Source organism: Alishewanella sp. HL-SH06 (assembly GCF_052656265.1).
In genome coordinates, this window is record NZ_CP199752.1 from 1322370 (window position 1) to 1336035 (window position 13666).

A 13666-nucleotide genomic window follows, 5' to 3' on the forward strand; every position below is an offset into this window, starting at 1 on the left:
GAGGGGCAATGATAGCAAAATTTAAACATCGGTTATTGGGTACCAGTATTTTGGTTTTGGCCGGCATTATCTTTTTGCCAGACTTACTCGATGGTGAAAAACAAGTTGTTAAAGATGATTTTAAAGTTATTCCCGATCGCCCAGAATTCGTTGGTGTACAACAGGTTCAGCCGTTTCCTGATGATGAGTTTGCGGCCAAACAACAAGCCGTTAACAGCCAGCTGATAGATGATGTCGATGTCTTGGATGACGCTGATAATAGCAGTGATAGTGCTAACTTACCCTCGCAACAATATGCCCAAGTTACCGCCGGCACAACCGAAGCTGAAAAAGTTGCTACGCCTACTAAAGTTGTTGAAGCAACCCCAAGCACAACGCCAACGAAAACGGCCGTAGCGCTTAATCAAGCTGCATGGGTGGTTCGAGTAGGTAGTTTTAGTAATCCGCAAAACGCCAGTGCGTTAGAGGCAAAATTAAGACAAGCCGGTTTTGCCACCTTTACCCGCAGCATTACTAACAGCAATGGCCAGCCGTTAACCAGTGTTTTTGTTGGTCCTGAAGTACGGCGCGAGCGTCTTGAGCAAGGTCTGGGTAAGCTGCAACAATTAACCGGTATTGCAAAGCTGACGATCAGTAATTATCAACCTACAGAAATCAACTGAGTTTGATAGACACGAGTCTTTTCCGTTTCTAGTAAACAAACGGATCACTTGTTTATGAACATTCCCTAGCTATTTGGGTCGGCAATTTGTTAGAATGCGCCCCGTTGTTAGGCAACCTTTGGTAGCAAATGAGTTGGGTTGATTTTGTCATCTTGGCGGTCATAGCTCTCTCCGCTGTGATCAGTCTGGTCCGAGGCTTTGTAAAAGAAGCTATTTCTTTGACCGTATGGATCGCGGCTTTCTTTATTGCCAGCTCGTATTACCCCCATCTAGCCAGTTTTTTCACAAATATTTCTGAACCCACGCTGCGTAATGCTTCCGCTATTGCCATTTTATTTATTTGCGCGCTTATTGTGGGCGCGCTGATCAACTATGTCGTTGGCAAACTCGTCCAGTCTACCGGCTTATCTGGCACAGACAGGTTGCTTGGGCTGGTATTTGGAGCGTTGCGCGGTGTGTTAGTGGTCAGTGCCGTATTATTTTTTATTGACGCCTTTACTCCTGCGGCGGCGGCTGATTGGTGGAGCCAATCTAGCTTGATCCCTGAGTTTGGTTTTATTATTGAATGGTTTTTCGAATATCTGCAAAGCCGTTCTAGTTTTATGCAAAAGCCATAGCCGGCGAGGAAAAATCAATGTGTGGTATTGTTGGAATCGTAGGTAAGTATCCCGTTAATCAGGCGCTGTATGATGGTCTGACAGTCTTGCAACACCGTGGTCAGGATGCTGCGGGTATCGTTACGGTCGATAATAATACCTTGCGCTTGCGCAAGGCCAATGGTCTGGTCAAAGACGTATTTGAGATACGTCATATGCAGCGTCTGGCCGGTAATATCGGAATTGGGCATGTGCGTTACCCTACCGCTGGTTCGTCAAGCACCGCAGAAGCGCAACCATTTTACGTTAACAGCCCCTTTGGTATCGCTTTAGCGCACAATGGCAATCTGACTAATGCGCATGAGCTAAAAGACGAAATCTTTCGTTTAGCGCGTCGTCATGTGAACACGACCTCTGACTCAGAAGTGTTGTTAAATGTGTTGGCGCACGAATTAGCCATTCAACCGAATATGAAGCTAGAGCCTGAGCAAATCTTCAAAGCGCTGGCCAATGTGCATCGCAAAGTGCGAGGCGGTTATGCAGCGGTGGCGCTGATTATTGGCCATGGTTTGCTCGCCTTCCGTGACCCGAACGGGATCCGCCCCTTAGTGATGGGCAAACGTGAAACTGCGGCGGGTACTGAGTATATGGTCGCTTCAGAAAGCGTAGCCCTTGATGCGGATGGCTTTACCGTATTACGGGATATTTCACCAGGTGAAGCTGTGTACATCACCGAGGAAGGTGAATTACACAGCATGCAGTGCGCCGAGAACCCAAGTTATACCCCTTGTATTTTTGAGTATGTCTATTTTGCGCGTCCTGATTCAACCATCGACAATATTTCGGTTTATGCTTCTCGTGTCGCGATGGGAACTTACCTCGGTAAAAAATTAAAACGGGAATGGTCGCATCTGGATATTGATGTGGTTATTCCAATCCCAGAAACCAGTAATGATGCGGCTTTAGAAATTGCCAATGTATTAAATTTACCTTACCGCCAAGGTTTTGTGAAAAACCGTTATATTGGCCGTACCTTTATTATGCCTGGCCAAACAGAGCGTAAAAAATCGGTTAAGCGTAAATTGAATGCGATTTGGCAAGAGTTTAAAGGAAAGAACGTGTTGTTGGTGGATGATTCAATCGTCCGTGGCACCACTTCGGGTCAAATCATCGAAATGGCGCGCGAAGCGGGTGCGAAGAAAGTGTATTTTGCTTCGGCAGCACCAGAAATACGTTTCCCGAATGTGTATGGTATTGATATGCCGTCAGCCAATGAGCTCATTGCTCATGGTCATGATGTGGACAGTATTTGTCAGATCATCGGCGCGGATGCCCTGATTTTCCAATCATTGCCAGATTTGATTGCCGCAGTGAGAACAGAAAACCCGGACATTACCCATTTTGAAACGTCGGTGTTTGATGGTCATTATGTTACCAACGATATTGATCAAGATTATTTAAATCGTCTTGATCAATTACGTAGTGACGATGTGAAAGCGGCGTCTAGCATGAACATGGCAACCAATTTAGAAACTTACAACGAAGGTTAAACCAAGTCGTTGTTGCAAGTATAAAAAACGGCTGCAATTGCAGCCGTTTTACTGTCTACCTTGTCTTATTATTATGCGTTTGGTTTTACCATCAGTGGGTAAAAGCAGGGCCAAAGCCCGAGCTCCATAAAATAGCAGTGGCGGCAAGTAAAGTCACTAACAAAATTAAACCTGACGTAACCACCGAGCTGGCATAAATAAAACCGCGCTCTTCAGGAATGTGCATTAAGATAGGCACCCCAACGTACAGTAAATATACTGAATACGTTAAGCCCGCTAAACCCATAACCATCACAAACCATAGTTCGGGGTATAAGGCGGCTAAACCCACCATAAACAATGGTGTTGATGTATATGACGACAACTCTAAGGTTTGAGTGTAAGTCGGCTCAGCACCAAAAGTATGGGCCATCCAATGTGCTAAAAGTGCTAGCGCTAGCACGCCAATAATTAAGGCAAAATACATCGCAACAGACAGCATTAAAGCGCTATTTGCGGTTAAAAAGATTTTTTCGCCAACGCCAATGCTCCAGCCTAAATGCACTGCCGAGTAGTACGCGCAAATGGAAGGGATCAAAGCAACCAGTAAAATGTGAATTAAGCTATAGCGTAAACTTTCATGTCTGGCATCAATGGTATGCCATTCTTCTTTTGGATGGGCGTAGATGCCCCACAAATGGTTTAGAATCATCGTTATTATCCTTATTATTGAAGCGCCTTGTGCGGGAACTTAAAAAATTTACCCGTATTAAAGTTATGGTTGAATAATTCAGATTCGTCAAGGACAATGTTGAAAAATTCAACATTTCATGTCGATGCTGGAGCACATTGCTACCTTCGGGTATACTGCGCGGCGTGTTCAATCAGTAGACCGCCTTATGTTAAGCCACGAATATCAGACCTTATTAGCACCCATTCAGCAGTTTTTGCACTGCAGTACGCCTCAAGCTTGGTTAAATGAAGCAATGCAACCGGCTCGTTTACCGATGCTGTTAACTGATCATCTGATTTGTGAGTTAAAAGCGGCGCAATCCGCGATGTATCTGATCCGGCGTTATGCGGTAGATGAGCAAAGTGCCGATGCCTTACTACAATGGCTGAAACCTTATGAAGACTTTACTTATCGCCAGCAGGGCACATGGCAAGCCTTAGCGGATATAAAACTGAAAAAGTCGATGTTACCGAAATCGAATTCAGCTTATGGCCAAGAACTTATCGATAAGATGGTGTTGTTAATTAAAGAAGAGTTACATCATTTTTATCAAGTGCTTGAAATGATGCAGCAACATGATGTGCCTTATGAAAAAATCACATCAAGTCGCTATGCCCGTGGTTTGTTGCGTCATGTTAGCACTTATGAACCAGCGGCTTTGATTGATAAGCTTATTTGTGGAGCCTACATCGAAGCACGCTCTTGTGAGCGTTTTGCTACTTTAGCGCCGTATTTGCCTGCGGATATTGGTCAGTTTTATTTGTCTTTATTGCGCTCAGAAGCGCGGCATTATCAAGATTATCTGCAACTTGCAGAGCAAATTGCTGGGCAGGATATCAGTGCGCGCGTAGCCTTTTTTGGTGAGAAGGAAGCCGAGTTAATTTTATCCGCGGATAACGACTTTAAATTTCATAGTGGTAGCCCAGTGCCTGAGCTTATGGCGCAAGCGGGTTAAAGACCAGTTGCCAGTGATCGGCGGTTACCTTGAGATAACTGCTTTGACTATACCAATCTCCCAGCACATAGCGCAAAGCGGGTTGGTTGTTGACGGTTAATTGATGTACCGCAGGGCGGTGTGTGTGGCCATGGATCAGATGTTGTACGGTATACTCGGCCATTATTTTAGGCACTTCCGTTGGCGTAACATCCATAATGTTGGCGCTACCCATTGTTTGATAACGTGCTTTGGCTATAGCGCTTTTGGCGCGCGCTTTGCGGGCTAAAGCTTGCCGAATAAAAAGGGGTAATGAGAGCATCAATCGTTGCCACCAAGCTTGATCCCACCAACGTCGAAACTTTTGATAAGCCACATCCATCGTGCATAAGCTATCGCCATGCATGATGAGGGTGGGGGTGCCGTAAAGATCAATTACCTGCTGTTGCGGTAATAAAATTAACCCCGCACGTTTGGCATAATGTTGTTTTAATAAAAAATCACGATTGCCATGGATAAAGTAAATCGGCGTGTGCTGACTGAGCGGTTTTAACACCTTGGCAACGGTGTCGAGTAACGGTTCGGGATTATCGTCACCAATCCAGACTTCAAACAGATCGCCTAAAATATACAGTGCATCGGCCGCTGGCGCTTGCTGTGCAATAAACTGTATAAAGGCCTGAGTAATATCAGGCCTTTCTGCTGATAAATGCAAATCTGCAATAAACAGCGTGTGTGACATGGTTTAGTCGTTCAGCTCAGCACGTTCAATCACTACGGGCTCAACCGGTACATCACTGTGACCAGCGTTACGCCCCGTGCGTACCGCTTTGATTTTTTCAACCACGTCCATACCTTCAACCACTTCACCAAATACACAGTAACCCCAGCCTTGAGCGTTTTCAGCACTGAAGTTTAAGAAGCTATTATCAGCAACGTTGATAAAAAACTGTGAGGTGGCAGAATGCGGATCGCTGGTGCGCGCCATAGCGATGGTGCCTTTGCTGTTCGCGACGCGGTTGTTAGCCTCGTTTTTAATGGTTTCTTTTGTCTCTTTTTGCTGCATATCTGCAGTGAAACCACCGCCTTGGATCATAAAGCCGTCAATCACCCGGTGAAAAATAGTGTTGTCAAAAAAGCCATCTTTCACGTAGCTAATAAAGTTAGCCACGGTCACCGGTGCCTTGTCAGCAAAAAGATTTAATTTAATCACGCCAAAATTAGTATGTAAGCTAACCATCATTTTTTCCTTATCATTACAGATGCGTCATTCTAACGCACTGCCGTCAAATCATAAAGCAAGGATAGCGGCTAGCATCTGCCAATGCTAAACTAATCGGCGCATTTTGCTGTTAATGATTCATATTTTCTGTCAGAGGACATAATGTTACAGATATACAATACCTTAAGCCGCCAAAAAGAAGTCTTCAAACCTATCATTCCGGGGAAAGTGGCCTTGTATGTTTGTGGCATTACCATTTACGACCACTGCCATGTAGGGCATGCCCGCACTTACGTTGCTTTTGATGTCATTAATCGCTACTTACGTTTTAGCGGTTATGACGTGACCTATGTGCGAAATATCACTGATGTTGACGACAAAATTATTAAGCGCGCGGCAGAAAACAACGAAAGTTGCGATGCTTTAACCGCACGCTTCACCGCGGCAATGCATGCCGACTTTGCAGCTTTAGGGCTATTACCCGCCGATATTGAGCCAAAAGTGACCACTCACATGGCCGAGATTATTAGCCTGATCGAAACCTTAGTTGCCAAAGGTTATGCCTATGTTGCAGCGGATGGCGATGTACTGTTTGATGTCAGTAAATATGCCGAATATGGTGCGTTAAGCCAACAAAACCTGGATATGTTACAAGCCGGTTCTCGGGTAGAAGTGGCGCAAAATAAAGATGATCCATTAGACTTTGTGTTATGGAAAGGCACCAAGCCGGGTGAGCCATTCTGGGCTTCACCTTGGGGCAATGGTCGGCCCGGTTGGCATATTGAATGTTCTGCCATGAGCGCTAAGCATTTGGGCGAACATTTCGATATTCATGGTGGCGGTTCAGACTTACAGTTTCCTCACCATGAAAATGAGATCGCACAATCTACCTGTGCCCATGGCCAAAAGTACGTCAATACCTGGATCCATACTGGTATGGTGCAAGTTGATAAAGAAAAAATGTCGAAATCACTTGGCAATTTTTTCACGGTAAAAGACGTATTAGCTGAATATAATGCAGAAGCGGTACGTTATTTCCTGCTGTCTAGCCATTACCGTAGCCAATTAAATTACTCTAAAGAAAACTTAGAGCAAGCACATGCCGCGCTAGGACGACTTTACACTGCGCTGCGAACGGTAACGCCAAGCCATAGCATTGATTTGGCCAGCCCGTATATTGTGCGTTTTAAAGCCGCGATGGATGATGACTTCAATACGCCTGAAGCTTTGCCGGTATTGTTTGAATTAGCGCGTGAGGTGAATCGCTTTAAAGAGGCTGAGCCAGCAAAAGCCGCAGAGCTAGCGGGTTTGCTGACACTTTTAGCGGGCGTACTGGGCTTGCTGCAGGGCGATGCCGAAACCTTTTTACAAAGTGGCGCTTCAGATAGCGATGTGGCAGAAATTGAAGCGTTAATTGCCAAGCGCAATGCGGCTCGTGCAGCTAAAGATTGGGCCGCGGCTGACGCGGCTCGCGCTGAATTAACCGCGAAAGGCATTATTGTTGAAGATAAAAATGGCGTGACCAGTTGGCGTAAGGCTTAAAACGGTCATTGCATAATAAAAAAACCGCCGATGGCGGTTTTTTTATGGCAACTGTAGCGGTTATTTACTGTCGTGGTATAGCTCACACGCTTCTAGCGTGTTTTCAATTAAACTGGCCACAGTCATTGGGCCAACACCACCAGGGACAGGAGTAATATAGCGAGCCAATTTAACCGCTTTAGCATATTCGACATCACCGACCAGTTTGCCACTGTCTAAGCGATTGATCCCGACATCAACGACCAGAGCACCGGGCTTGATCCAATCACCAGGAATAAACTCTGGCCGACCTACGGCGACAACCAATAAATCCGCACGACGCACTTGCTCTTCTAAATTACGGGTAAATTTATGGCAGACTGTTGTTGTACAACCGGCGAGGAGTAATTCCAGAGCCATAGGGCGACCGACTATATTAGATGCACCCACGACCACCGCATCCATACCTTTAACGTTTACGCCGGTACTTTGCAGTAACGTCATAATACCCTTAGGGGTGCAAGGGCGTAAGGCTGGCATACGCTGCGCTAAGCGGCCGATATTATAGGGATGAAAACCATCGACATCTTTGTGCGGGTGAATATGTTCTAAAATAGCCGAAGCGTCTAACCCTGCCGGCAAGGGTAGTTGTACTAAAATACCATCGATGCTGTTGTCATTATTTAACGTATCGATAAGCTCCAACAATTGTTGTTGCTTGGTTTCAGCCGGAAGATCGTAAGATACTGAATGAAAACCGACTTCTTCGCAGGCTTTACGTTTGCTGCCAACATACACTTGTGAGGCTGCATCAAGCCCAACTAATACAACGGCAAGTCCGGGAGCTCGTTTTCCGGCTGCTACGCGAGCGCGCACCTGAGCGGCGACTTTGTCTTTTGTTGCGTTAGCAACGGCTTTGCCATCTATTATTTGTGCTGTCATGCCTGCTGATTTCCTAGGAACTAAAAAGAACAATATTTTCGCACAGCTGCCAAAAGAACGCTATCATCGTCCGTTGTAAACATGAATAACCGCCAGTGCGGGTCAATTAGGTTCAAATAATAGCCAATCAGCGTAAATACCTAAAAAAAGGTTTGACGGTGTGCATGGCGGGCGTTAATATTCCGCCCCGTTGCAGCGATGTAACGTTGTCGGTGATTGGCGCAGTTTGGTAGCGCACTTGGTTTGGGTCCAAGGGGTCGCAGGTTCAAATCCTGCATCACCGACCAATCTTAATTCAAAAAATTAAGAGAGTCCCAGATAGGCGTTTGACATGTGCGCCCGTAGCTCAGCTGGATAGAGCAACGGCCTTCTAAGCCGTGGGTCATAGGTTCGAGTCCTATCGGGCGCGCCATTTGGTGCAAAGTTTCAAATTGTGGTGGTTGTAGCTCAGTTGGTAGAGCCCCGGATTGTGATTCCGGTTGTCGTGGGTTCGAACCCCATCATCCACCCCATCCCCTTTGTCGGTGATTGGCGCAGTTTGGTAGCGCACTTGGTTTGGGTCCAAGGGGTCGCAGGTTCAAATCCTGCATCACCGACCATACTCCCTAAGACTTAAATTTCCTATATAAAAATCTCATATCATCATAATTTCTGATGCACAGTTTTGAGTTCATTCATGCAGTCGCTAGTTAAAATCCTGCATCACCGACCATTCTCCCTAAGTCTTAAATTTCCTATATAAAAATCTCATATCATCACAATTTCTGATGCACAGTCTTGAGTTCATTCATGCAGTCGCAAGTTAAAATCTTGCATCACCGACCATTCTCCCTAAGTCTTAAATTTCCTATATAAAAATCTCATATCATCATAATTTCTGATGCACAGTTTTGAGTTCATTCATGCAGTCGCAAGTTAAAATCTTGCATCACCGACCATTCTCCCTAAGTCTTAAAATTCCCGTATCATAATCTCTTAATTACAATATTCTTTGATGCACAGTTTTGTGTTTATTCATGCAGTTGCAGGTTCAGCTCCGATTCCATCGACCATTTTTATTTGTTACGCAACTTCCTTAAAAAAATTCTCTCTTTATGTCTCCAACCGGTCAGATTTTGACCATGCAAATGCGAGTTAAACACACGTCGTATCCGCAAAACTTCTTTATATAAAACAAATGCTTTAATTAATATGCCAACACCTCGCGCATCTCATTTAACGAGGGTTGTGTTCATGCTTGCAATGGTAATTGACATTTGCTGGACAGTTTTACTGCTCTCACTGAGCCCTAGTGAACAGGTGGCCATTTGGATTAGTGACAGGGCGTTATAACCACTATTCATCAGAATAATAGTAGTTTTTTATTTTTGTGATAATGGGGGGCGTTTTTGCAGAAAAAGTGAGCCGCGTGGATCTGTAATTTTGTTACAGTTATCAGGGGCTTCCTTTACATATTCTAGGTTTGAAAATACCGATATTTTTTTCTAAATTAATGATAATTATCACTTATTTTTACTCCGTTAACTGTGGTTTTAAGTGTTGTTCGCGTGGTGTTGGGTGGTAGGGCTAGGCTGTTTTTGTTAGACTATGCACCGATTTACATAACGGAGGAATTATGCTGAACCCATCCTGGCGTAGGGTTGTACTGAAAGTCGGCAGTGCCCTAATCGCGCCGGACAATGAAGGATGCAGCGAAAAGTATTTGCGTCCTATTGCCGAATTTATCCGCGAATGTCGCGCACTCGGTCGTGAAGTGATTTTAGTCTCTTCAGGCAGTGTAGCGGCTGGTCGACACCATTTTAATTTCCAGCATCATCGTGTACCCATGGCTTTAAAACGCGCCATGGCTGCAGTAGGTCAAAATGAGATGATGAATTTCTGGAGCCGTTGTTTCGATTTTCCTTGTGCTCAGGTATTACTGACGCACGGTGATTTAAGCGATCGGGTACGCCACGTTAACGTGCAAAATACTATGCGCCGACTGCTCGATCATGGTGTATTGCCTATCGTTAACGAAAACGACACTATTGCCACCGAAGAATTAAAAGTAGGCGATAATGATAATTTAGCGGCAATGGTTGCAACGGTAACGCAGGCTGATGCCTTGATTATCTGTTCAGATGTCGATGGTTTGTATACTGCCGATCCAAACAAAGATCCGAAAGCGACCTTAATCCCTACTGTCAAAAAAATTGATCAACGCATTTATGACTTAGCCGGTGGTGCCACTTCATCAGTGGGTACGGGAGGGATGCGTACTAAAATTGAAGCAGCAGAAAAAGCCACCACACAGGGTGTTGATACCGTGATTTTAGACGGGCATCAGGCTGACAGTTTTCAGTGTCTTTTAGCGGGCAAGAATCCGGGCACCATATTTTATGCTCAAAAAAATCCGTTACCGGCTAAAAAACATTGGGTTAGACATACCTTACGTGCCAAAGGCGAAATTTGGGTTGATAGCGGTTGTATCGATGCGCTACGTGATAACGGTGCTTCTTTACTCAGCAGTGGTATTGTTGAAGTAAAAGGCGAGTTTGAATCAGGTGATGCGGTGATCGTTCGTTGTTCTAACGGCAAGCGCTCTATTGCTAAAGGCGTAACACGCTTTAGTGCGAGTGAACTGTTTTCGATTAAAGGACAAAAAACCCAGCATATTGCCGATTATTTAGGTTATTGTCCCAACGGTAGTAACGCCGTGATCCATCGCAGTGAAATGATGTTACTGGAGAAAATATGAGTAATGATGTTGCAGCTAAGCTTGCTGCAGAAGCCGCAGTGGCGGCAAAAGCGGTAGCGGTATTAAGCACCGAGCAAAAAAATATCGTATTGCAGTCGTTTGCCGATAAGATTCGTCAAGCCACGCCAACTATTTTAGCCGAAAACCGTGCCGAAGTAGCAGAGGCGACGGCCAATGGCACGGCCGCGGCCATGGTTGATCGTTTAACGTTAACGGCTGAACGCATTGAAGCGATGGCCAGTGCCATTGAGCAAATTATCCAGCTGCCCGATCCGGTGGGGTTAACCCGCCAAATTGAGCAACGGCCTAACGGCATCAATATTGCCAAGCGTCGCATTCCGCTTGGCGTAATTTGCATGATTTATGAAGCGCGCCCAAATGTCACAGCTGATGCCGGTGCTTTGTGTTTCAAGTCGGGTAATGCCGTGATTTTACGTTGTGGTCGGGAAGCGATTAAAACGAGCTTAGCGATTGCCGCTGCTATGCGTCAGGCATTAGCTGAGCATAATCTGCCTGATGCGGTGATTAGTATTGTGCCCGATCCTGATCGTAATTTATTACTAGCACTGTTAAAGCAGGATGATTACATCGATTTAGTGATTCCACGGGGTGGCGAAGGCTTAATTCGTTTTGTAACTGAGCATAGCCGTATTCCGGTGATCCAGCACTTTAAAGGTGTTTGCCATTTATTTGTGGATGCCAGCGCAAAACCCGAGATGGCCCTTAACTTATTAATTAACGGTAAAGTGCAACGTCCTGGTGTGTGTAACGCCTTAGAAGGCCTACTCGTACATCAATCGATTGCTGATAGTTTTTTACCTAAAGTTGCCGCGGCCTTAGCCGAAAATCACGTTAAGGTGCATGCTTGTGCACAAAGCTTACCGTATTTTAGTGGTGCCTCAGTTATTGCGGAAGATGAATTTGGCCAAGAATACCTTGCGCCGGAAATTGCCGTGCGGGTGGTTGCAGATTTTGACGGTGCCATTGCCCATATTGATCGTTTTGGCAGCCAACATACCGAAGTGATTTGTACAGAAGATCAAGCTAATGCTGACCGTTTTATTGCTACCATCGATACTGCGGTGGTCATGCATAACGCCTCCTCACGTTTTTCAGATGGTGGCGAGTTAGGTTTAGGTGCGGAAATCGGTATTTCTACCAGTAAGTTACATGCTTATGGGCCAATGGGGCTTGAAGCATTAACCACCGAAAAGTATGTGGTTACCGGCGTTGGGCAAACCCGAGTTTAAAAGAACACGACGAAGTTATTACAGGCTTTTATCGTTGATAAAAGCCTGTTTTTTTGTCTTGAAAAAGCATCGTATCTAAAGGCTCGACTAGCGGGTTATAGCTCGCTATAATGCCGCGTTAATTTTTATAACAGGTCAGGTTCATCTTGAGTTTGTCGACACCCGGCCATCACAGTAAGGCGTATCAGAGCCGCCTGACATTGAATTTGAGGTAAAGAGATGCAAGTTTCTGTTGAAACCACCCAAGGTTTAGAGCGCCGTTTAAATATCGTCGTGCCAGCTGCCAGTATTGATTCAGAAGTGAAGAGCCGTTTACGCGAATTAGCTAAACGTCAGCGTATCGATGGTTTCCGTCCGGGCAAAGCCCCCGTTTCTATTATTCAGAAACGTTTCGGTTCTGCTGTGCTGCAAGAAGTCGCTTCTGAGCAAATGCAACGTTCATTCTACGAAGCTATTGTTGAAAACAAATTAACGCCAGCCGGTGCGCCTCAGTTTGCACCTGGCGCGTTAGAAAGCGGTAAAGATTTAGCATTTACGGCTATTTTTGAAGTGTATCCAGAAATCACGGTAGCGGCTTTAGATAAAGTAGAAGTCACTAAGCCTACTGTTGAAATCACCGAGGCGGATTTGTCTAACATGTTAGACACTTTACGCAAGCAACACGCGAAATGGGAAGACAAAGCAGATGCGGCGGCTACTGGCGATCGCGTCACCATGGATTTCGTGGGTTCAATTGACGGCGAAGAATTCGAAGGCGGTAAAGCGACTGATTTCGTTTTAGAATTAGGCCAAGGCCGCATGATCCCAGGCTTTGAAGAAGGCGTTATTGGTAAAGCCGCTGGTGAAGAAACCACGTTAGAAGTGACTTTCCCAGCAGATTACCATGCTGAAAACCTGAAAGGTAAAGCCGCAAGCTTTGCTGTTACCGTGAAGAAAGTTGAAGGTCAGGTGTTACCTGAGCTGAATGATGAATTCGCCACTTTATTCGGTTTAGCCGATGCGTCTGTTGATGCATTAAAAGCTGAAGTAAAGAAAAACATGGAACGCGAACTGAAGCAATCCATCAAAGGCAAAGTAAAAGAGCAAGTGATCAAAGGCCTGCTAGCAAACAACGAAGTTGAAGTGCCTAAGTCTCTGATCGCCAGCGAAGTTGATGTATTGCGTCAACAAGCATTACAGCGTTTTGGTCAAAACATGGATCCAAAACAGTTGCCAGAATTACCGGCGTCATTGTTTGAAGAACAAGCAAAAGACCGCGTAAAAGTAGGCCTGTTATTAGGTGAAATTATCAAGACTAATCAACTGAAAGTGGATGAAGCTAAAGTTCAAGAGCTGATCGACAACGTGGCCTCGGCCTATGAAGATCCAGCAGAAGTGGTTCAGTACTACACCACTAACAAAGAGCTGATGCAAAGCATGCGTAATGTTGCGTTAGAAGAGCAAGCAATCGAAGTTGTCTTAGCTGCGGCTAAGGTGACTGAGCAAGCTGCCGCTTTTGACGAGATTATGAACCCAAAGTCCGCTAACTAAGATTGACTTC

The 13666-nt window shown here is 45.3% G+C and carries 12 protein-coding genes and 4 tRNA genes; 12 read left to right on the forward strand and 4 right to left on the reverse strand.

Going from position 1 to position 13666, the window contains the following annotated elements; all coding sequences use genetic code 11:
* The first annotated feature begins 8 nt into the window (after positions 1–8).
* From ACUJFK_RS06130 to purF, 3 genes are all read left to right on the forward strand, one after another.
* On the forward strand, positions 9–662 hold the full coding sequence (locus tag ACUJFK_RS06130) for an SPOR domain-containing protein (RefSeq protein WP_226749779.1): 654 nt from the start codon (positions 9–11) through the stop codon (positions 660–662).
* Between the two features lie 128 nt (positions 663–790).
* Entirely contained in the window at positions 791–1279 is a 489-nt protein-coding gene (locus ACUJFK_RS06135; protein WP_226749780.1) for a CvpA family protein, read from the forward strand.
* Positions 1280–1296: 17 nt separating this feature from the next.
* Positions 1297–2808 carry an amidophosphoribosyltransferase gene (gene purF, locus ACUJFK_RS06140; RefSeq protein WP_226749781.1) on the forward strand — a complete coding sequence of 504 codons (1512 nt, stop codon included), beginning with the start codon at positions 1297–1299 and terminating at the stop codon, positions 2806–2808.
* 91 nt (positions 2809–2899) lie between these two features.
* Here the strand turns inward: purF and ACUJFK_RS06145 are convergent, their stop codons facing one another.
* A complete protein-coding gene (locus tag ACUJFK_RS06145) occupies positions 2900–3499 on the reverse strand; it encodes a Yip1 family protein (RefSeq protein WP_445426360.1) in 600 nt (199 codons plus the stop codon).
* Positions 3500–3686: 187 nt separating this feature from the next.
* On the opposite strand from ACUJFK_RS06145, the gene miaE reads away from it, so the two are divergent.
* A complete protein-coding gene (gene miaE, locus ACUJFK_RS06150) occupies positions 3687–4475 on the forward strand; it encodes a tRNA isopentenyl-2-thiomethyl-A-37 hydroxylase MiaE (protein WP_445426361.1) in 789 nt (262 codons plus the stop codon).
* On the opposite strand, the gene ACUJFK_RS06155 is transcribed toward miaE, so the two are convergent.
* Positions 4456–5196, reverse strand: coding sequence for a UDP-2,3-diacylglucosamine diphosphatase (locus ACUJFK_RS06155; RefSeq protein ID WP_445426362.1), 741 nt, complete (start codon positions 5194–5196; stop codon positions 4456–4458). The genes miaE and ACUJFK_RS06155 overlap by 20 nt on opposite strands.
* Positions 5197–5199: 3 nt before the next feature.
* Entirely contained in the window at positions 5200–5694 is a 495-nt protein-coding gene (locus ACUJFK_RS06160; RefSeq protein ID WP_226749785.1) for a peptidylprolyl isomerase, read from the reverse strand.
* A 144-nt stretch (positions 5695–5838) separates the two neighbouring features.
* Between ACUJFK_RS06160 and cysS the strand changes: the two genes are divergently transcribed.
* A complete protein-coding gene (gene cysS / locus ACUJFK_RS06165) occupies positions 5839–7218 on the forward strand; it encodes a cysteine--tRNA ligase (protein ID WP_226749786.1) in 1380 nt (459 codons plus the stop codon).
* A gap of 60 nt (positions 7219–7278) precedes the next feature.
* Here the strand turns inward: cysS and folD are convergent, their stop codons facing one another.
* Positions 7279–8139: a bifunctional methylenetetrahydrofolate dehydrogenase/methenyltetrahydrofolate cyclohydrolase FolD gene (gene folD, locus ACUJFK_RS06170; RefSeq protein ID WP_226749787.1), complete on the reverse strand. Its 861-nt coding sequence runs from the start codon at positions 8137–8139 to the stop codon at positions 7279–7281.
* A 210-nt stretch (positions 8140–8349) separates the two neighbouring features.
* On the opposite strand from folD, the gene ACUJFK_RS06175 reads away from it, so the two are divergent.
* From ACUJFK_RS06175 to tig, 7 genes are all read left to right on the forward strand, one after another.
* A tRNA-Pro gene (locus ACUJFK_RS06175) sits at positions 8350–8426 on the forward strand.
* 48 nt (positions 8427–8474) lie between these two features.
* Positions 8475–8551, forward strand: a tRNA-Arg gene (locus ACUJFK_RS06180).
* A gap of 24 nt (positions 8552–8575) precedes the next feature.
* Positions 8576–8651 (forward strand) — tRNA-His (locus ACUJFK_RS06185).
* A gap of 10 nt (positions 8652–8661) precedes the next feature.
* Positions 8662–8738, forward strand: a tRNA-Pro gene (locus ACUJFK_RS06190).
* Between the two features lie 1016 nt (positions 8739–9754).
* Positions 9755–10876 carry a glutamate 5-kinase gene (proB, locus tag ACUJFK_RS06195; protein ID WP_226749788.1) on the forward strand — a complete coding sequence of 374 codons (1122 nt, stop codon included), beginning with the start codon at positions 9755–9757 and terminating at the stop codon, positions 10874–10876.
* Complete coding sequence (locus ACUJFK_RS06200; protein WP_445426363.1) at positions 10873–12126, forward strand: glutamate-5-semialdehyde dehydrogenase; 1254 nt, start codon at positions 10873–10875, stop codon at positions 12124–12126. Before proB ends, ACUJFK_RS06200 begins: the two co-directional genes overlap by 4 nt.
* Positions 12127–12345: 219 nt before the next feature.
* Positions 12346–13656 carry a trigger factor gene (tig, locus tag ACUJFK_RS06205; protein WP_236128597.1) on the forward strand — a complete coding sequence of 437 codons (1311 nt, stop codon included), beginning with the start codon at positions 12346–12348 and terminating at the stop codon, positions 13654–13656.
* Positions 13657–13666 lie beyond the last annotated feature (10 nt).